Annotated in this window: 10 protein-coding genes; all 10 read left to right on the top strand. The window is 47.0% G+C overall.

Annotated features, from left to right (window positions below; genetic code table 11):
* Positions 1-33 precede the first annotated feature (33 nt).
* The 10 genes from F3I09_RS24755 (at position 34) to F3I09_RS24715 (ending at position 21,875) form a co-directional block, all read left to right on the top strand.
* Complete coding sequence (locus F3I09_RS24755; protein WP_149697741.1) at positions 34-1,494, top strand: RagB/SusD family nutrient uptake outer membrane protein; 1,461 nt, start codon at positions 34-36, stop codon at positions 1,492-1,494.
* A gap of 30 nt (positions 1,495-1,524) precedes the next feature.
* The gene (locus F3I09_RS24750) at positions 1,525-3,363 is read left to right on the top strand and encodes a sulfatase-like hydrolase/transferase (protein WP_149697740.1); all 1,839 of its coding nucleotides are present in this window, start codon (positions 1,525-1,527) and stop codon (positions 3,361-3,363) included.
* Positions 3,364-3,507: 144 nt separating this feature from the next.
* Positions 3,508-3,669 (top strand): hypothetical protein, encoded by a 162-nt coding sequence (locus tag F3I09_RS34195; protein WP_188133947.1) that lies wholly within the window; start codon positions 3,508-3,510, stop codon positions 3,667-3,669.
* Between the two features lie 48 nt (positions 3,670-3,717).
* A complete protein-coding gene (locus F3I09_RS24745; protein WP_149697739.1) occupies positions 3,718-4,617 on the top strand; it encodes a sterol desaturase family protein in 900 nt (299 codons plus the stop codon).
* A 126-nt stretch (positions 4,618-4,743) separates the two neighbouring features.
* A complete protein-coding gene (locus tag F3I09_RS24740; protein ID WP_223233375.1) occupies positions 4,744-8,679 on the top strand; it encodes a two-component regulator propeller domain-containing protein in 3,936 nt (1,311 codons plus the stop codon).
* Between the two features lie 126 nt (positions 8,680-8,805).
* A complete protein-coding gene (locus F3I09_RS24735) occupies positions 8,806-11,910 on the top strand; it encodes a TonB-dependent receptor (protein ID WP_149697737.1) in 3,105 nt (1,034 codons plus the stop codon).
* A gap of 17 nt (positions 11,911-11,927) precedes the next feature.
* Positions 11,928-13,601 carry a RagB/SusD family nutrient uptake outer membrane protein gene (locus F3I09_RS24730; RefSeq protein WP_149697736.1) on the top strand — a complete coding sequence of 558 codons (1,674 nt, stop codon included), beginning with the start codon at positions 11,928-11,930 and terminating at the stop codon, positions 13,599-13,601.
* A gap of 1 nt (position 13,602) precedes the next feature.
* Positions 13,603-15,084 carry a glycoside hydrolase family 30 protein gene (locus F3I09_RS24725; protein ID WP_149697735.1) on the top strand — a complete coding sequence of 494 codons (1,482 nt, stop codon included), beginning with the start codon at positions 13,603-13,605 and terminating at the stop codon, positions 15,082-15,084.
* A 13-nt stretch (positions 15,085-15,097) separates the two neighbouring features.
* On the top strand, positions 15,098-16,924 hold the full coding sequence (locus F3I09_RS24720; RefSeq protein WP_149697734.1) for a beta-galactosidase family protein: 1,827 nt from the start codon (positions 15,098-15,100) through the stop codon (positions 16,922-16,924).
* A 382-nt stretch (positions 16,925-17,306) separates the two neighbouring features.
* Positions 17,307-21,875, top strand: a complete 4,569-nt coding sequence (locus tag F3I09_RS24715) for a putative Ig domain-containing protein (protein WP_149697733.1) — start codon at positions 17,307-17,309, stop codon at positions 21,873-21,875.
* Positions 21,876-21,945 lie beyond the last annotated feature (70 nt).

Below are 21,945 nucleotides of genomic sequence, written 5' to 3'. Positions count from 1 at the left end.
ATATCGCAGTCCTTTCTTTTAATATTTAATACAATGACAAGATTATATACGATACTATTAATTGCCGGCGTGCTTGTCGCATCCTGCAATAAACTAGACGAATCACCATCCTCGCTTATCACAGCTTCACAATTTTACAAAACGCAGGCGGATGCAGTTGCTGCAGTATCAGCAGTGTATAGTGCATTGAATACGGATGCCGCGGGAGACTTTCCCATGTACGGCAGGAACCTGAACCTGTTAACAGGGAATGCCAGCGACGACCAGGTGTTTAGTCCTTCGAATACCAACACAGACGTACGCGCATTAGGTACTGCTACCTATGTGGCGGCCAATGACAGGGTAAAGAAGAACTGGCAGCAGCATTATTTCGCAATCAGCCGCGCAAACATAGCGATTGACAATATCCCGTCAATTGATTTTGATACTACAGCGAGGGCGCGCCTGGTAAGAGAAGCAAAATTCCTGCGCGGATTGCTGTATTTCAATATCGTGCGTTTCTGGGGCGATGCGCCACTGATCCTGCATGATCCTTCTTCTATTGATGTAAGCGCGCAAAAGGTAAAACGGGTGCCGAAAGACAGTGTGTACGCGCAGGTCATTGCAGATCTGACAGCCGCTACACTATTGCCCAAAACATATACAGGCGGGAATATAGGGCGTGCTACCAGTGGCGCTGCTCATGCACTGCTGGCGAAGGTGTATGTGACCCGCAGGGAATGGAGTAAGGCCCTGACCGAGATCAATGAAGTGATCAACGGCGGATACGGATATGCCTTATTTGAAAATTACCTGGATGCCTTTCAGCAGAAAACGAAGAATGGGAAAGAACATATTTTCTCCGTACAGTTCGGAACTAATCTCGGTGCTAAGAACAGTACACAGTCATTAAGCAGTGGCAATTTCTCTTCTTTTAATGCCGCTGTTTATCCGGGTGATCTTCCTGCCGACAGTACCCTGTTCCAATTGTTTGCAGCCACTGATACCCGCAGGGATGTGACATTCCTGACCCGCATTTACAACGCGGCCACAGGCAACTACGTCACTTTCAGTCCTGCCCGTTTTGCCAAGTTTATAGATTATTCGCTGACGCCCCTGACCAATCAGGCACAGAGCGGTATCAACTTCCCCGTGATCAGGTATGCGGATATACTGTTACTGAAAGCGGAAGTGCTCAATGAGCTCAATAGTGGTCCTACCGCAGATGCTTACGCTGCCATCAATCAGGTGAGAAGCCGTGCCAATGTAGCAGAACTGACCACTGGATTGAGCCAGGCTGATTTCCGTGATGCTGTTTTCCTGGAAAGAAGAAAGGAGTTCATACAGGAAGGTATGCGCTGGTTTGACCTCTCAAGAAGAGGAGGCAGTTATCTCTACGATGCGCTGAAGAAAATACCTGCAAAAACAGGAGCGGCATTAAAAGATACCCTTTTCCCTATTCCACAGTCGGAGATCGACATCAACGGGGAGCTGACGAATAATCCGGGCTGGTAATCACATCACCATAAAAATTAATTACGCAACATGAAATTTCTCGTTTTAAGTGCATTTACATTAATGACTGGCCTTGCGTTAAAGGCACAGCAACCTTACCAGGGCACAGTGGGCCGTACGCTGGCAGAATCAAAAGAGTGGTGGCCTGCACAGGTAAAACCTCCCGCGGGTTCTCCCAACGTTATATGGATATTGCTGGATGATGTGGGCTTCGGCGCCACCAGTACTTTCGGAGGTGTGATCAGTACTCCGACCTTTGACAGCCTGGCTAACAATGGCCTGCGTTACACCAATTTTCATACTGCTGCTATCTGTGCGCCGACACGGGCAGCATTGATGACGGGAAGGAATCACCATGCAGTGCATATGGGCGGATTTGCGCATTACTTTTCTTCTGCCGGTTTCCCGGGATATGATGGGCGTATACCTTCCAGCTCAGGAACGATCGCAGAGATCCTGAAGGAGAATGGATACAATACCTTTGCTGTAGGTAAATACGGCCTCACGCCAGATGAAGATACTTCTGATGCCGGCCCATTTGACCGCTGGCCTTCGGGTAAAGGCTTTGAACATTTCTTCGGCTTCCTCGGCTCTGCAACAGACCAGTATAAACCGGCATTAGTAGAAGATAATGTGAACATCAAACCGGATGGCAGGCACCTCAGTGAGCAGATCACAGATAAGGCGATCAGTTACATTGCGAGGCAGAAGGCTGCTGCGCCTGATAAGCCTTTCTTCCTGTACTACGCGCCTGCTGCTACGCATTCTCCCCACCAGGTGGCTACAGAGTGGAGCGACCGGTATAAGGGGCAGTTTGATGATGGCTGGGATGCGTTTAGGGAAAAGGTTTTCGCTAATCAGAAGAAGCTGGGCATCATTCCTGCCAATGCAAAGCTACCCGAAAGGAACTCGTATATACAGGCATGGAATGAGCTGAAACCCGACCAGAAAAAGCTGTACGCACGCTTTATGGAAGTTTATGCCGGTTACCTGACTTATACAGATTACCAGGTAAGCCGGGTGATTAATTACCTGAGATCCATTCAGCAGCTGGATAATACACTGATCTTCGTTGTAGTTGGCGACAATGGCGCGAGTAAGGAAGGTACTCTGGAAGGAGTGGTGACAAATGGTCATTCTCCGAGAAGGAACAAAACACTGCCACGCGACTCCGCCAGGTTATTCAATGAGCAGCACATCGCCCAGATAGGTACGCCGGAATCTGACGCCAACTATCCTTTAGGTTGGGCGCAGGCGGCCAACACACCGTTTAAATACTGGAAACAGGATGCCAATTCAGAAGGAGGGACCCGTAATCCGCTGATCGTATTTTATCCGAAAGGAATCAAAGCCAAAGGAGAAATACGCACACAGTACGGATATGTAACAGACCTCCTGCCTACGACAATTGAATTTTTGGGCATTCCTTTCCCTCAACAGATCAGGGGCATTAAACAGGACAGCCTGCACGGTACTTCTCTCGTGTATTCTTTTGCGAATGCCAATGCACCTTCCCGTCATACGGAACAGTACTATTATATTTTCGGTTCCAGGGCTATCTATAAAGATGGATGGAAAGCCGGGGCTGCACATCATCCCAACTATGAAGACCTCAATGGTTTCTCAGATGCAGGCCAGGCAGTTACAAAAGACTTTGACAAGGATGTATGGGAACTATACAACCTGAATGAAGATTTTAATGAGCGGGTGAACCTGGCGGATAAATATCCGGAGAAACTGGCAGAATTGAAACGCCTCTTCGAACAGGATGCGAAGAAGTACAATATTTATCCATATATCGACTGGGATGATGTGTTCAAGGCAAGGCTGATCAACTCAAGGAAATTACTCACCGCTGCTCCTAAATGATTACCCGTATGATAGTACAGGATATTTTACTACTGATCAGAAAGATCATTGTAGGCATTATCATTTTTTTGATACCCTTGTTTATTATCGCTGGCGCCCTGTGGCTGATCCAGCATTGGCTCTTAACATGAAAATATGATCATCATGAAAACGGATAAGATCACACAGCAGAGGATTATAAGGGACGCCCTGATAAGCATCGTGCTGTATGCATTGCCTGTATTGCTGATGTTGTTGTCGTTCAGGATAAGCGGTGAAAGACCGTGGAAGCAGCATCCACAGGCAACTGTAAAAGCGTCGAGATAACATTTTAATACCCGTACCGGCGTTAGCCGGTACTTAAAACTTTATCTAATGGTACATTATATAGAACTGATCTTCACCAACCTGAATGGGTGGGGACTACCGGTGATCATGCTGATCATCGGTATCATAGAATTCTCCTTCGGGTTGTATGAGAACCACTGGACCAATAATGAACGGATATTGGACATTGTGTGTTTCGTGGTGCCCAGAATTGTAGTGCGGCCACTTATTGCCTACCTGGGGGTATTGTTACTGCCCACACTGCTGCCCAATGCAAAAAATATATTTGCCTGGGTGCCGTTCTGGTGGGGATTTGCAATTATTGCCGTAGGCGATGATCTGACCCAATACTGGTACCACCGCCTGCATCATCAGTTGCCTTGGCTATGGCGCTTCCATCGTACGCATCATTCCGCGCCTTATATGGGCATGGCGATGGCCAGCAGGCAGAATATCATTTATACCATCTTTTTTTCACAGATCTACCTTACCACAACCCTGGTGTATCTTGGACTGGGATACCCGGTGTTGTTTGTGACAGGTATTAAAGCATTGATCACAACGGGAGCGCATTCCAGCATCAAATGGGATAAGCCTTTTTATACTATCCGCTGGTTGCAACCTATCGGTTGGGTGATGGAAAGGCTGATCTCTACACCTGCTACCCATCATGCGCATCATGCTGATAGTAGTGATGATGGTGTAGGAAATTATAAAGGGAATTTTGGAAATATGTTCTTTATCTGGGATATCATATTCGGGACAGGGATCATCACCAGGCAGTATCCCAGCGGATACGGTATTAAACACTACAAACAGGAAGAATGGTATGCTCAGTTCCTCTGGCCCTTGTTTAAATCCAGACGGAAGGGTAGTGAGCTATCAGCTGGCGGACCAATGGTAGGAGATAGCGTACCGGCTGTCCCTGCTGTTGTTGCGGAAGCATAAAATATAAGGCCGAATAAAATGAAAGCTCCCGGGGGTAATATCCACCGGGAGTTTTTTATTAAAATAAAATCGCTATTTTGACCGCAAATTAGCGCTTACAGAATGCGGTGGACAATGTTGATATGGATGACCATTTCCATAAATGGTCTCTTTGCTGCTGAGCAACCTTTACGGTATCTAAGTATAGAAAATGGGCTTTCCAATAATGCAGTCGTAAATGTTTACCAGGATTATAAAGGGTTCATGTGGTTCGGGACTTACGATGGACTGAACCGGTATGATGGTTACAAATTCAGAATTTACAGGAATAGGATAGGCGACAGTACATCTCTCATAGATAATGGTATTTATACAATAGACGGTGATACCGATCACCGGTTATGGATAGGAGGGCGGAAGGGCGTCAGTATTTTTGATCCGGTGAATGAACACTTCTCCGTAGCCAGGAACGCAGCAACCGGCAAACCCATAGAAGGGAATATTCACGTCATCAAGGCGGGAAATGGGGGCATGGTGCTCGTAGGTTCCGAGAGCAGAGGGTTATTACTGTTCAACAGGCATGCAGCCGCGGGACGGCAGATCCCGGTGGACAATAACCTGAATTATGAAGTAACTGCTATTGACTTTAATGCAGATAAAACTACAGCTTATATTTTCGTCCAGGACGTCGGACTATGTAAATATGATTGCAGCAAAGCTGTTGTCACAGTTATCAACCGGGAGTTAAAACAGGCCAACTGCCTGAAGGTGGATAAAAACGGAGACCTCTGGATAGGGACAGATAAAGGGCTTTTCAGATATAATGGTACCTACTCTGACAATTACCTGAAAGAAAAAAGCAAGATCGTTAACCTTTGTGCGGATAAACAGGGAGTACTGTGGGCCGCCTCCGATGGTCATGGGATATTTGTGGTCAGGGATGGAGAGGCCAGGCACAGTGATTATGCATTGAGCAGTAATGCTGTTTATTCGATCTGCGAGGACAGGGAAGGCCGTAAGTGGATCGGCACCCTGCGCGGAGGCGTTAATATTATAGACAACCGCCGGAATTTGTTTGAACAGCATTCCTTCAAGGGAAGTACGGTTGACAATTTCATTCTTTCCTTTTGTGAGGCAGATGGAAAAAATATATGGATAGGTACGGATGGAGGCGGACTGAAATACTGGAACCGCGAGAACAATACCGTTAAAAACTATAATTACGACCCGGGCAACAAGCAGGCTGTCAGCAGCAATTTTATTACAGGTATGTTGCAGGACTCCCACAGCGATCTGTGGATTGCTACCTGGTTTGGAGGCCTCAACAGGTATGATAAGAGACGGGACGCATTTGATCATTATGTTTGTTTTAATCCCTTTACCAAAGCTGCGGAGAATAACGTCTGGGCAATCTATGAAGATGCGCAGAAACGGCTATGGGCCAGTACAACTAATAATGGTACATTATACATTTTCAACCGTCAGACAGACACTTTTGAGCTTTTTGACAGGTCGCTGGTGAATATCCAGTGCCTGGCAGAAGATCATAAGGGAAACATGTGGGGCGGGAACTATTCCTCACTGATAAAGATCGACCGCGATCATAAACAGCACCATACGTATCCGGTTGGTTATACCGTCCGGACCATCCATGAAGACCGTCGGGGGAATATGTGGATAGGCACGGAGGGGGGCGGATTGCTGCTCTTCAATACAGTGACCGGTAAGTTCAGGCGTTTCTCAGAGGCCGAGGGCCTGCCTGGTAATACAGTGCTCCGGTTATTGGAAGACGACAAGGGCGATCTCTGGATAAGCACCTTCAACGGCTTGGCAAAGTTTGACCCTGTACAGTATACCTGCCGTAACTTCTCACAAACGGATGGGCTGCAGAGTAACCAGTTTTCTTATAACGCTGCTTTAAAACTGAGATCGGGGGAATTTCTTTTCGGGGGTATTAAGGGGTTCAATATTTTCCATCCTGACAGTATTTATGAACGAAGCAACTTTTCGCCCGTTTTCCTGACGGCCATCCGCCTGAACAATGTCCCCGCCGCGCAGAATAGTGATTACATCTCGAAGAGATCCCTGGAGAATATAGAAGAGATAACCGTTCCTTACGACAAGGCGGCCGTTTCGCTTGACTTTGTGGCCCTGGAATATACTTCCCCCGATAAGATCGGGTATAGTTACCAGATGGAAGGCTGGGATAAAGGTTGGAATGATGCCAGGGAATCCCGCACCGCCAATTATACCCACCTTCCCGAGGGGAATTACAGCTTCCTTGTCAAAGTGACGAATGCCGACGGGAAATGGGGGGAAGAGAAGCAGTTATTAAGGATCATCGTGTTGCCACCCTGGTATCGCACTCCCTGGGCCTATTCCATTTATCTGGCGCTTATCCTTGGGGTCATTTACCTCTTTATACAATATAAGTCCCGTCAGGAAAGGCTGAGATACGAGATCCGGCTGGCGCACCTGGAAAGTGAAAAGGAGAAAGAGATCAATGAGAAGAAATTGTCCTTCTTCACGAATATTTCCCATGAATTCCGTACCCCGCTCACATTGATCATCAACCCGCTGAAGGAGCTGAAAGACAATGAGAAACTGGGGGTGGTATACAGGAACGCCAGGCGTTTACTAAGTCTGGTGGACCAGTTATTATTATTCCGGAGGGCTGATAATGAGGAACTTAAGGTTACTAAGTTTGATATTACTTTATTATGCGAGGAGGTATTCCTCTGTTTTACCCAGCAGGCCGAAACGAGGAATATCAGGTACCAGTTCCTGGCAGATAATAATGGTCCCCTGGAGATATATGCCAATTACGAACAGATAGAGATAGCGCTCTTCAATCTGCTGTCAAACGCATTTAAGTTTACCCCGGATGGGGGAGAGATCTCTTTCCATATCCAGCTCACAGAAGGTGGAGTTGATATTATCCTGAAGGATTCGGGAGCCGGTATCCCGGAGAATATGGGCGACAAGATATTTGATAAATTCCAGCACGGGGATAGTCACAGCTCAGGATTCGGGATTGGGCTTTACCTGGTGAAGAAATTCATTGAAAATCATAAGGGTAAAGTCTCCTATACGAGTAAGGTGAAAGAGGGGACGACCTTCTGCGTCCACCTGAGGACTGGAACGGAGCATTTCGACGCGAAGGCGCTAAAGGAGGAACCGGTGAAGAAATCGGCGATCCTGGATGAACTGATAGACGATGTATACCGGAAACCGGAACCGGAGAAACTGGTATCCCCGGAGGACATGATCACGGAAAAGAGGACGGTACTGCTGATCGACGACAATGCCGAGATCAGGGAATACCTGCACCGGCTTTTCGCGGATAAATATATTGTCTATCAGGCGGAAAATGGTATTGAAGGATTTGCCGCGGTGGAAAAATACATGCCCGACCTGGTGATCAGTGATGTCCATATGGAGGGAATGAATGGTATTGAATTGTGCAGGAAGATTAAGGAAACGGATATTACCAGCCATATCCCGGTCATTCTGCTGACATCTTCGTCCGAGGCGAGAATGGAAGGGATCGAAGGCGGCGCAGATGATTATATCACAAAACCGTTTGACAGTGCCCTGCTGCTGGTAAAGGTCCAGACCATTATAAAGAACCGTAACCTGTTGCAGCAATATTTCCAGGAAAACATTACACTAAGAACCAGTTATGTGAAAGTTCCTGCTGAATACCAGGACTTTTTAAAAAGATGTATAGAAATAGTCGAAGCCAACCTGGGGAATGAGGATTTTACTATTAAGACCTTCACGCAGGCCATCGGTATGAGCCATTCCAGCCTCTATAAGAAAGTAAAATCGATCTCGGGACAGACCATCAATGCCTTTATCCGTTCCATCCGGCTCAGAAAAGCAGCCGTTTTAATGCTAAAAGAGAATTATACCGTCAATCAGGCCGCCTTTCAGGCGGGAATCTCGGACATTAAATATTTCAGGGAGCAGTTTCACAAATTATTTGGGATGAATCCATCGGCTTACGTAAAAAAGTACCGGCATTCTTTCAACCAGGATCTGAATGTGGTAAAATCGGACAATTCGGCATCTGAAAGATGAAAATGCCCCCTTTTTTAAGCGATTTACCCCCTCTGCGGGTCCTTTTTATCCACCTAATTTAGTCATGTAATTACCACGTAATCATAGTGCAACCAACTATCAATCAATTTTAAAGGAATGTACGTTATGAAAAAAAGTCTATCGACGGTAGTGAATTTAGTGTCACTACGACAGTTGCTGCTAGTCCTTCTCCTCTCCCTGTCCCTGATACCAGAATTAAGGGCGCAAAAACAAAATATTACGGGGAAAGTGTCTGAGGCGGGTGGCGCCGTTCCCGGTGTAAGTGTCCGGATAAAAGGAACTAACCAGGGAACACTGACAAATGAACAGGGGAAATTTACCCTGTCGGCCAATGTAGGGGATACCTTAATCTTTAATCACGTTTCATACGTCGCCCAGGAAATTGCGGTAAAGAGTACCGCACCGGTAAATGTAACACTTACCACCGTGAGCCAGAATGTAAATGAAGTGGTGGTGGTAGGTTATGGTACCCAGAAAAAAGCTACCCTTACCGGGTCCATTTCTGTGGTAAAGGGAGCTGACATCGTAAAAAGCCCGCAGCCCAACGTGTCTAACGCGCTGGCTGGCCGTTTCTCCGGTGTTATTGCCAACAACAGATCAGGTGAGCCTGGTTATGATGGTTCAACTGTGAGCATCCGCGGACAGGCTACTACCGGTAATAATGATGTACTCGTTGTAGTAGATGGGGTGCCTGGACAGATCGGCGGTCTGGAAAGGCTGGATCCCAATGACATAGAAAGCATCAGTGTACTGAAAGATGCATCTGCAGCGGTATATGGTAGCCGTGCGGCAAATGGGGTGATCCTGGTAACCACCAAAAGAGGTAAAACAGGCAAACCTGTGATCTCCTACAGCTTTAACCAGGGATTTTCTTCTCCAACCCGTCTGCCAAAAATGGCTGATGCGGCAACCTATGCCACCATCAGGAACGAGATCCAGTATTATGCGCTGCCGGCAAATGGCATGAACCAGGTGTATAGCGCTGATCAGATACAGAAGTTCAGAGATGGTTCTGATCCCCTGCACTATCCAAATACTGACTGGCAGAAAGAAACGCTGAAGAATACAGCGCTGCAGAGCCAGCATAGCCTGTCAGTGAACGGAGGAAGTGACAATGTAAGATATTATGTGTCTCTGGGTATGATCAAACAGGACGGTATCTATAAACATGGTGTAACAGACTACAATCAGTATAACTTCAGGTCAAACATTGATGCAGATGTAACCAAAAGATTGAAAGTAAGCCTCTATCTATCAGGCCGCGAAGAAGACCGTATGTACCCGGTAACCGGTGCGGGAGATATCTTCCGTTCTATCTACCGTGCTTATCCTACAGTAGCAGCCCGTTATCCAAATGGCCTGCCAACTTCCGGTATTGAGAACAATAACCCGATACTGCAGGCGACCGATATAGGCGGTACCAACAGGAACCCTACTCAGGTGTTCAATGGTATCCTGAAAGGTAGCTACGCAATTCCGGGTGTAGATGGTCTTTCCCTGGACGGATTCGTCTCTCTCGACAAATCATGGAGCTTCTCCAAAGCGTTTGCCAAACCTTACGCAGTGTATGACTTTGTGGAAGCAACCAATACTTATAAGAAAACTGTAATAGGTGGGTCCAACCAGATGGCTACGCTGTCTGAAGGACAACTGAACAAAGCGCTGATTACCTCCAATATCAAACTGAACTATGCACGCAGGTTTGGTAAACATGATGTAAGCGCCTTTATCGCATACGAACAGAGTAAAACAACCCTGGATAGCCTCGGCGCCTACAGGATGAATTTCCCGACTACGCTGACACCTGAATTGTCCCAGGGCGGAGCTGCTGCAACAGATAAAGACAATTCCGGTAAGAGCTACAATTTTACCAGGAAGAGTTATTTCGGCCGGCTGGCTTATAACTACGAGGAAAAATACCTCCTGGAAGCACAGGCCCGTATTGACGGTTCTTCTACGTTCCCTAAAGGCCAACGCTATGGTTTCTTCCCTTCAGTATCTGCCGGATGGCGCGTATCACAGGAAGAATGGTTTAAGTCCTCAGTGGGCTTTATCAACGACCTGAAACTGCGTGGTTCTTATGGTACACTGGGTAATGATAATGTGGGACTGTTCCAGTACTTCGACAACTATTCCCTGAATAACCAGTATGTGATCGGTTCTGCTATTCACTCTGGTATCGATCTTACCAAGCTCGGTAATCCAAACATTACCTGGGAAGTAGCAAAGAAAATGGACATTGGTTTCGATGCACGGTTCCTGAAGCATCTGTCACTGGAATTCATCTATTTCCAGCAGAAACGTAGTGACATTCTCACGCCAAGAAATGCCTCTATTCCACAGATATCAGGTATCGTAAATCCATACAATGCTGATGCGCTGGTGCCTTCTGAGAATATCGGAAAGGTGAACAGCAGTGGTATTGAAGCTACAGTGGGATATGACAACCGCACCACCAGTGGTATCGGTTATCATATCAACGCAAACCTTACCTATGCAAAAAACAAAGTGATCTTCATCGATGAAGCTGCGGGAACACTGGATTATCAGCGGAAAACCGGCAGACCACTGTCTACAGAGCTGCTGTATAATGCGATAGGTATTTTCAGATCACAGGCAGACCTGGATAAATATCCGCACGTGAAAGGTGCGCAGCTCGGAGACCTGATCTATGAAGATTACAACAAGGATGGTCAGATCACTGCAGACGACCAGACAAGAATGCCGTACAGCAATATTCCTCAGATCACTTACGGTGCTGTATTGGGTGCCGATTACAAAGGCTTTGATGTATCCGTGGTATTTGCAGGACAGGCACGTGTAAGCCAGTATGTATTACCGGAGTCGGGTACTATCGGTAACTTCTACAGCAGTTGGGCCGATAACCGCTGGAGCCCGTCAAACCCTAACGGATCTTATCCTAAAGTAGATGAGAGGGCTTCTTCTTCTAATAATGGTGGTCTGTATAAAAACTCCTTCTGGCTGAATAATGCGTCTTTCCTCCGTCTGAAGAACGTGGAACTTGGCTACAATGTGAATGCAGGTATTCTGTCCCGTATGAACATCTCCGGCCTGAGAATATATGCCAGCGCCTTCAACCTGTTCACTTTCACCAAAGTGAAAGACTATGATCCGGAAGGCTATAGCTCTAGCGGACAGTTCTATCCGCAGCAGCGTATCGTGAATGTGGGTGCGAATGTTAAGTTTTAATCGTAAAAATTCCATCAATGAAAACTAGTAAGAATATATTATACACAATGCTTCTTGCCGGAGGAATATTCACCTCCTGTAAAAAGAATTACCTGGATATCGTCCCTTCTGATAAGATTGCTGATGTGGCTGTATTGGCCGACTCCTCTTTGTTTGAGAACTATGTCATTAACCGTTACATGGGCGTAAGACTACAAGAGAAGGAGGCAGAGGGAACTCCTCCGGGCTTTGGAAGGGGCTTTGAATATGCGATGTGGAGCTCTCTGTCAGACGAATCCATATACAATAACGATGATAATACCTGGCTGATACAAAGAGGCCTGCTGGCGCCTGAAAATACCGGTATTGCCGGTACCATCTGGGGTCGCAGCTACCGCAGCATCCGCGAATGTAACTATGGCCTGAACAATATTATGCAGGTGGGAATGAGCGAGCAGTTAAGAGCGAAACTGAGAGGTGAACTACATTTTATCAGGGCTTTCCGTTACCAGGATCTCATCAGGAACTATGGCGGCGTTATTTTAATGGGCGATAAAGTATATAATCTTGGCGACGATATGACCGACGCCTCCCTCTATACCAAGTCCTCTTTGAAACAATGTATGGACTATGCGGTGGCCGAGCTGGATTCTGCTGCACAGTACCTGCCTGTTGCGAATGACAATAGCTGGCAGGCGGGCCGCGCTACCAAAGGTGCAGCCCTGGCATTAAAAGCACGCTTGTTATTATATGCGGCTAGTCCCCTGTATAATGTAGGTAGCTGGGAAGCTGCCGCTGCTGCTGCAAAAGCGGTGATGGATATGAACCAGTACTCAATTGCATCGGATTATGCTAAATTGTTCCTGACTGCCGGCAGCAACGAGATTATCTTCGCGAGACAATATGCAATAGGTGCACGTCACGTCTGCCTGGAAATATCAAACGGTCCAAACGGTTATAACGGCTGGGGTGGAAATATACCGCTGCAAAACCTGGTGGATGCTTATGAAATGAAGAATGGTAAACCGATCACAGATGCCACTTCCGGATATGATGCGACCAATCCTTATGCAAACCGTGACGCCCGTTTTTATGCTACTGTGCTTTATAATGGTGCTATTTACAGGAAAGATACAGTGAAAGTGTTTACTCCCGGTGGAAAAGACAGTAAGGACGGACCTTCCAACTGGAATACTTCTAAAACCGGTTATTATCTGCGTAAATTCATGGATGACAACAATCCTATAGACAACCCATGGAACGTAGCCGGCTTACAGCCATGGATCTATCTCCGCTACGCAGAAGTGCTGCTGAACTATGCAGAAGCACAGAATGAAGCAGTAGGTCCCGATGGAACAGTATACGCTGCGGTGAACCAGGTAAGACAACGTGCAAGCGTTGCTCAACCTGCACTGGTAGCAGGGCTGTCCAAAGACCAGATGAGAGATGCGATCAGAAGGGAAAGACAGGTGGAACTGGCTTTTGAAGAGCACCGCTTTTATGATGTGCGCCGCTGGAAGATTGCCATGGAGACAGACAACGTTCCGGCTTATGGTATAACAGTGGAGTTGGATAGCAACAAAAAGCCTGTATATACCAGGAAAGTAGCATTGAGCAACCGCTCTTTCGCGGAAAAGAACTACTGGCTGCCTATTCCAAGAACAGAGATCCAGGCTTCAAATAATAAGCTGGAACAAACAAGTGGTTATTAGTATGAAAGAGATCATTGTATCGGCATTGCTGCTTTATACATGTATGCACACCGCGGCGGGACAGACCGCCGCGGTGCATATAAGCATCGATCCCGAAGTGACTTATCAGACGATTGACAATTTCGGCGCTTCAGATGCCTGGTCGGCACAATTCGTAGGTAACTGGCCGGCTGAAAAGAAGAACAGAATGGCAGACTGGCTGTTTAGCACGGACACGACTTCCAACGGGCAGCCTAAAGGTATCGGATTGTCCCTGTGGCGCTATAATATAGGCGCAGGCAGTGCCGAACAGGGAGACAGCAGTGGTATTAAAGATGAATGGCACAGGGCTTCCAGATGGCAGGCTCAATCCGGACAGCTTTGGTTCCTGCAGGCAGCGAAGGAAAGAAAGGTGAAACAATTCCTGGCCTTCCTGAATAGTCCGCCCGTTAATCTGACCCTTACCGGGAGAGCATTTGCCAACAAGGGAAATACTAACATCAGTCCTGATAAATACGATGCTTTTGCCACTTATATAGCAGATGCGATTGAGGGGATCCATAAAACCACCGGTACCCGTTTTGACTTCGTCAGTCCTGTGAATGAACCACAATGGGACTGGAGTGATAATAAACAGGAGGGATGCCCTTACAACAATGATCAGATCAGCGCGTTGACGAGAAGTCTGAGTAAAACGCTCACAGCACGCAAGCTGTCCACAAAAATAGTGATCGGGGAAGCCGGTCAGCTGACCTACCTGTTTGACGGAAAAGATAAACCTGCAAAAGGACAACAGATCGCCGCCTTTTTTGACAGCACTTCTCCGGATTATCTTGGGAACCTGCCAAACCTGTATCACAACATATTAGGGCACAGCTATTTTACTACCTCACCTGGTAATATTGCGGTGCTGGTAAGAGAGGAAGTAGCCAAACATGTGAAGAAAGTGAAGGGCCTCGGATTCTGGCAATCAGAATACTGCATACTCGGCGATAATGCCGGCGAGATCAATGGAGAAAAAAGAGATTATGGTATGGACGCGGCATTGTACCTGGCCCGTGTCATCCATTACGACCTGACCATTGCTAATGCAGCGGCATGGCAATACTGGCTGGCAATATCTCCTTATGATTATAAAGATGGATTGATCTATATAGATAAGAATAAACAGGACGGTCAGTTCCGCGACAGTAAAATGCTGTGGACACTGGGCAACTATAGCCGCTTTGTAAGACCCGGAGCAAAAAGGATCAGAGCCGACATAGCCGGAGACAGTACATTGCTGGTCTCTGCATATAAAAATACAGATCGTACGATCAGTGTAGTAATTGTAAATAGCGCGAACGATAACAAAACTATTTCACTGAACCGTAAGAAGGGACAGTTTCGGAGACTTCGCTCCTATGTGACCTCCGAAGCAGATAACCTACACCCTCTTGCTGTAAATAATAGTCTCACGATACCCGCCCGGGCTGTTGTTACGGTGACGGAAAGTATTAATTAATAAAAGACCAAGGATGAAAAGGACTGGCTTAATTGCTTTGCTGATAGCACTGCTCAGCATGACTGCAGGTGCACAGCAAACAGGGAAACATACGTTCGAACTGGGAGATACGGCATTCCTGCTGGATGGTAAACCCCTGTTGATGATCTCGGGTGAAATGCATTATCCCCGGGTACCACGCGAATGCTGGAGGGAGAGAATGAAAATGGCGAAAGCCATGGGCTTAAATACCATCGGCACGTATGTGTTCTGGAATGTACACGAACCGGAGAAAGGACAGTATGATTTTTCGGGCAACAATGATATTGCTGCCTTCGTTAAAATAGCACAGGAAGAAGGATTGTGGGTGGTGTTGAGGCCCAGTCCCTACGTATGTGCAGAGTGGGAGTTTGGCGGATATCCGTACTGGTTGCAGCAGATAAAAGGGCTGACTGTGCGTGGTAAAGAACCGCAATACCTGGAAGCTTACAGGAACTATATTAAGGCCGTGGGTAAGCAGCTGTCGCCATTACTGGTGAACCATGGTGGTAATATACTGATGGTGCAGATAGAGAACGAGTACGGTTCTTATTCAAACGATAAAGACTATCTCGACATTAACCGCAAGATGTTCATAGAAGCCGGCTTTGATGGTCTGCTCTATACCTGCGATCCTGAGCCGGCTATTAAAGACGGGCACCTGCCGGGCCTTTTACCGGCTATCAACGGTGTAGATGATCCTGCGAAAGTGAAAAGACTGATAAATGAGAATCATAACGGCAAAGGGCCTTATTATATAGCAGAATGGTATCCTGCCTGGTTCGACTGGTGGGGAACGAAACATCATACCGTTCCTTATGAGAAGTACCTGGGGAAACTGGACAGTGTGTTGGCTGCAGGCATATCCATCAATATGTATATGTTCCATGGGGGAACCACAAGGGATTTCATGAATGGCGCAAACGCCAATGACCACGCGCCATATGAACCACAGATCAGTAGTTATGATTATGATGCACCGCTGGACGAAGCAGGGAATGCTACGGAGAAGTTCAGGCAGTTCCGCAACGTGATTGCCAAACATTTGCCTGCCGGAACAGTGCTGCCGGAAATACCTGCTGCAAGGCCTGTGATTGCAATACCTGATATCAGTTTCACACATTCAACACCTGTATTTAACCTGTTGTCTGCGCCGGTAAGCAGTGCTACACCGCTCACTTTTGAAGATCTCGGACAAGCGTATGGATGGGTATTGTATAGCACAACGCTGGATGGGAATAAGAAGGCCTTGTTAAAGCTGAAGGAGCTGAGAGATTATTGTATCGTAATGGTGAATGGTAAGAAAGTGGGAGTGCTGGACAGAAGATCCGGACTGGATAGCATACAGTTGCAGCTGCCTGCGGGAAAAGTGAAACTGGACCTGCTGGTAGAAAACCTGGGACGCATCAACTTCGGACCGTACCTGCTGGCAAATAAAAAGGGAATAACAGAACAAGTGTTATGGGCAGGCAAAGAAGTCAGGAACTGGAAGATGTATAAACTGCCATTTAACAAGCTGCCTGCTGTGAAGGCAAAAAAGAACATTGCGGGTGTAACTGTCCCTGCACTGAAAGAGGGTACATTTGTATTGGATAAGCCGGGAGATACTTACCTGGATATGAGCAACTGGGGTAAAGGCGCTGTATGGATCAACGGACATAACCTCGGCAGATACTGGGAAGCAGGTCCTCAGCAGACAATATATGTTCCGGCTGAATGGCTCCGTAAAGGCACAAACAATATTGCCGTGATGGAATTGATCAAACCGGAAATGAAGAAGTTATCGGGGATTACGCATCCAATATTGGATGTACTGAAATAAATTGATGGGGGACAAAAAACGATATTCAATGAATAGAGGAAATTATGGAGATATAGTATAGAACAGTGAACCTATCATTTTAAGTGTGCGGATGATACTTATTGTAGTATATTTTATTTTTTAATTTATTGTACTTTTACGTCTATACGATGAGGCTTCTTTATGAAGCCTTTCGTATTTTATAGCAGAGAAAGAGCACTGGATAGATATTGCCCGGTAACCCGCATGCAGGCTATCCATAGACATTAAGAGCACGACCAATGAGCATAACCACCTGCAACATGTAACAGTGAGATAGTGGGCCTGTCCGTGAACAGCAGGCTATATGAACGACCTTGTATTTATTCAGTGAACAATAGAAAAACCGCACCAAACCTATTCTATGGAGAAAAACTTTACGCTGGTAAAGCTGTTCCTATTGCTTTTTGTAATCGGTATTACTTCTGCAACAAAAGCACAGCCATTCGTCCATCCGGGGCTTCCGTTTAACAAGGAAGACCTTGCATTACTGAAAGAAAACATCCAAAAGGAACCCTGGTTATCTGCTTATAACAGGTTTAAAAGTGACTACAGGTCGCTGCTGACCTATGGAATGCGGGGGCCTTTTGTTGAAGTAGGGCGTTCGCCCGATATCAACAGGAATGCCTGGCAGATCGACATGATGGCTATCCATCACCTGGCATTGATGTGGATCTTTACCGGAGATACAGCTTATGCGAGAAAGGCAACGGATATGCTGGATGCATGGGCAGTTACCAATACTATTTGGGGTGGTTCTGAGAATATGCTTGATATGGGCGACTATGCCCCTTATTACATTACCGGTGCGGATATTCTCAGGGGCACCTATCCGGGATGGACAGCAGAAAACACTGCACACGTGAAGAAATACTTTGCGAACGTATACTGGCCCGCTTCGTGGGTGCCCGGTCCTTTAAGAGATCATAACAAAGGCGCTTTACAGCTGGCCGTAGCACTGGGCGTAGCCGCATTCTGTGATGATACGCTGAAGTGGAACCAGGCACTGGATGTATACAGAATGGATGGCGGTGGAGGCTTGCGTAATAGCCTGGCCAACGGGGAAGTGGCAGATGCGGGGCGTGATGACCATTGGTATGTACAGGCAGGTGCATTGATGTGGGGGGCTGAGATTGCGTGGAAGCAAGGCGTTGATCTCTTTGCAGAAATGGATAACCGCTTACTGGCGGTCGGTGAATTGTATAACCACTACGCTATTAACAATACAGGCCTGGAATATATTCCGCTGGGAGGATATTCTACCTATTATACCAACTGGGGAATTCCTACAGGTGCCCGGCACCAGGACGCATTTAATAATATCATACAGGCAGCATACTCTCTCCGTAAAGGTATCCCGACGCCTTATACTGATTCTATGCGTACATTGGTGGGAGAGGGTATCACCTCCTTTCTCTATTTGAAATCAGAAGATCATTCTACAGCTACTCCCTTGCCTCCTGTGCCATATGCGGTTACGGAACCTGCAACATCACTTACGAATATTGATATCGGAAGTACAGGCATCAGCGGTAATGCGGTATATAAAGATGGTGTATGGACCATTACGGCTGCTGGTGCCGGCGGCGCAGCCAATTATACCTTTAAGCCGGTAAAAGGAAACGCTACCATGATCGTGAAACTGGACAGCAACTCCATCAAAACCGCTGTAACAGGTATCATGATGCGGGAGCAGCTGACTCCGGGGGGTAATTATGTGGCTGTGAACCTGAATGGGACAAATACTGTTACTGCGGGCGGAAGTGGATATACTGCCTCACGGATATCTACTCATGATATCAGCAGCGTCAATAAAACAGGATCATGGTGGCTGAAGCTGGAGCGGGTGGGGCAGCGTGTTTTCACCTGGCATTCACACGATGGTATCAATTGGTCAAACAATGGTTTGTACATCACCAACATGGGCGAAGATACCTATATGGGATTCTTTTGTTCGTCCGGTAGTTCATCTGAAAAGAACATTGCTGTCTGCAGTAATGTCCGGATCTCTAACGGCATCCCTGCCGGAGCACCCATCATCAATAGTCCGCTGAATGTTGATGGCCTGGCAGATACTACCTTTTCCTATACCATTACCGCCAGCAACAGCCCTGTTATGTTTCAGGCAAGCGGTCTGCCTGCAGGGCTGAAGATTGACTCACTGACTGGTATTATTTCAGGAACAGCTACTGCGGTAGGCACCAGTATAGTGACATTAAAAGCGACGAATGCAAAAGGTTCTGGAACAGCGGTACTCGTTATCAAAATGTTCAGTAAAGTGCCTCCGGGTGTGCCTACCCGTTTAGGTGCAAAGGTAACCAGTGGTGTAAATATCACGATTTCATGGAGAGGTGCAGCCAATGCCACCAGTTATAAAGTATACCGTTCCCGTTCCTACGACGGGCCATTTATAGCCCTGGATTCCGGCCTTACCAACCTTTCTTATACTGATAACGATCCTTACCCCGGCGTGAATAGTTACTATGTCGTAACGGCTACTTCAGGGCCACTGGAAAGTGCAAGATCTAATGTCGCCTGGATATCCGTTCCTCCGGATGTGCCAGCACAACCTGTTGTTACCAATAAAAACGCACAACTGATCCTTAACTGGCAACCAGCAGTTGGCGCCATAAAATATACGGTTAAACGGGCTGCAACAACAGGTGGGCCATACGTCACAATAGATACCGTTACTGCTGTCGCCTACACCGACAACAATGTCGTAAATGGCATTGCCTATTATTATGTTATTGCCGCCATGAATGAAACGCAGGAAAGCGCTAATTCCGCCGCGGTATTTGGTATGCCTGGAGGAAGTGGTGCAACCTGGAGCGGAGCGCCAGTAGCTGACAACTGGAGCAATGCTGGCGACTGGGTGGAGAATGGAGTACCGGGAAGCCCTGCTATCCTGACATTTAAAGCGAGTTCGAAATCCACCATCAACAACGATATCACTGGCCTGAAAGTGGCAAGGATCCTTTTTGATGCGGATGCCAGTCAGTATACGATCGGCGGTAACAGTATTGCCTGGAAGAAAGAACTGGTCAACAATTCGGCCTGGTTACAGACATTGAATATACCGATGGTGCTCGACAGCCAGCTGAATATCATCACCAATACACAACCCATCACAATTACGGGCGCCATCAGCGGGAGCCAGGGACTTGTAAAAGCAGGCTGGTCCGTGTTATACCTGAACGGCGATAATACCTATGCTGGTAATACCACCATCAGCGGATGGGGTAGTAACTGGCCACCGGTAAATGGTATTGGCATACAGGGTATTGGTACAGGTACACCTGGCAAACCAACTTCAGGTCCGCTTGGAACAGGGAAAATTATCATGGACGGAGGTTCATTGTTCAGTACTGCGGATGCAACACTCTGGAATGATATCGTGGTGACGGAGGGGAAAACAAGCGACTTCTTTCAGACAGGTGGTGCACTGAATCTGATGGGGAACATTACAGGGAATGGCACCCTGGAAGAAGACGGTAATAACTACGGAGGACTGAACCTCTGGGGCGACAACAGTAATTTCACCGGATCATTTATCTGTAGAAATCGTAGCGGTTATACGAGGTTCCAGTTCTGGGTACCGGAATCCGGTAGTCCTAAGGCGCATTTTACATTGTTGAATACATCTGTAGACGCAGCAAGCATCCGGTTCTCTTCAGGCACCCTGCATTTTGGTGCGCTCTGGGGGCCGGGTTCTTTCAAAAACAGGGCAGGTGGTGCTCCTATAGTAAGTATAGGCGCCCTGAACGTAAACAGTGTGTACGACGGCAGTATGCAGAACACATTGTGCGTGGAGAAAGTGGGTACCGGCATATTGGTTTTCAGAGGAAGCAGTACCTATACAGGTACTACCACCGTGCGTAGTGGAACCTTCCTGTTGAATAATAATCCGGTAACCGGTAGCTTTTACAGTGATATTACAGCCGTTGGCGGTGTATTTGGCGGTACCGGTAAAAGTACAGGCAATGTAACTATTGGTACGGGTTCAGGTACCGGCGCTTCCCTGGAGCCGGGAGATCAGGGGATTGGTACTTTCATTGCTGACTCGCTGAAGATAAATGCTGATGGAACTTATAAAGTAGAGTTAAGTGCGGTTGACAAGACGGCTGATAAAATAGTAGTTACTGCTGTGACCTTGAACAATGCTTCCCTGGCCCTTACTAACCTGAATGCGGACTCCATGTCTATAGGGAACACTTTCACTATTGTCGACAACACAGGCACAGCTGCGGTAAAAGGAACCTTTAAGGGATTGCAGGAAGGGGCACAGCTTACAGCGGGTAAGGATAACTTCAATATCACCTATAAAGGAGGTACCGGTAACGATATCGTACTAACAGTGACTAAACCCGTGGAAGTAGTCGATACAACGGTAGTGGATACTACAGTAACCGATACAGTAATTGTAGCCAGGAAAGATCAGTATGTCACCTTTGCCCATATCGGGGATAGAATAGTCGGTCAGGAGGATCTGCTGCTGGATGCAGTGGCTTCTTCGGGACTGCCGCTTGCTTTCAGTAGCAGTGATAATAATGTCGTAATCGTGGTCAACGATTCCTTACGGACCCTGAGAGCTGGCATGGTCACTATTACAGCTATCCAGGCAGGGAACGCTGACTATAAGCCGGCAATGGCGCAGCAATCTTTCAGCGTAACGGTAAAGAAAGACAGTGCAGCAATATTGGCGTCGATTCGTATATATCCTAACCCTGCCGATGATCATTTCATCATACATCTCAGCAGTGTTCTGCCCGGCGCCTTATTGCTTATACATAATAACAGGGGAGAACTGATACACACCCAGCGACTGACAGATACCAATACGTCTGTTAATATTAAAAGCTGGGCGGCGGGTATGTATTACATAAGAATAAAAAATGGCTATCTGTTTGACGACAAGTTGATCAAGCGGTAGCTGATTTGAGAGTTAGATTTATTTTGCTATGTTTGAGCAGATAAAGGCTACGTTCAGATTTGACTACTTC

It is taken from the genome of Chitinophaga sp. CF418, assembly GCF_900142925.1.
Taxonomy (GTDB): domain Bacteria; phylum Bacteroidota; class Bacteroidia; order Chitinophagales; family Chitinophagaceae; genus Chitinophaga.
The sequence above is the reverse complement of the archived record's forward strand: the minus strand, read 5'-3'. Positions and strand labels throughout refer to the sequence as shown.

Bases quoted from the DNA above. Each gene is read 5' to 3' on its own strand.
- F3I09_RS24745 (WP_149697739.1), top strand. From the start codon at position 3,718: ATGGTACATTATATAGAACTGATCTTCACCAACCTGAATGGGTGGGGA.
- F3I09_RS34195 (WP_188133947.1), top strand. From the start codon at position 3,508: ATGAAAACGGATAAGATCACACAGCAGAGGATTATAAGGGACGCCCTG.
- F3I09_RS24725 (WP_149697735.1), top strand. From the start codon at position 13,603: ATGAAAGAGATCATTGTATCGGCATTGCTGCTTTATACATGTATGCAC.
- F3I09_RS24730 (WP_149697736.1), top strand. From the start codon at position 11,928: ATGAAAACTAGTAAGAATATATTATACACAATGCTTCTTGCCGGAGGA.
- F3I09_RS24755 (WP_149697741.1), top strand. From the start codon at position 34: ATGACAAGATTATATACGATACTATTAATTGCCGGCGTGCTTGTCGCA.
- F3I09_RS24750 (WP_149697740.1), top strand. From the start codon at position 1,525: ATGAAATTTCTCGTTTTAAGTGCATTTACATTAATGACTGGCCTTGCG.
- F3I09_RS24720 (WP_149697734.1), top strand. From the start codon at position 15,098: ATGAAAAGGACTGGCTTAATTGCTTTGCTGATAGCACTGCTCAGCATG.
- F3I09_RS24735 (WP_149697737.1), top strand. From the start codon at position 8,806: ATGAAAAAAAGTCTATCGACGGTAGTGAATTTAGTGTCACTACGACAG.
- F3I09_RS24740 (WP_223233375.1), top strand. From the start codon at position 4,744: ATGACCATTTCCATAAATGGTCTCTTTGCTGCTGAGCAACCTTTACGG.
- F3I09_RS24715 (WP_149697733.1), top strand. From the start codon at position 17,307: ATGGAGAAAAACTTTACGCTGGTAAAGCTGTTCCTATTGCTTTTTGTA.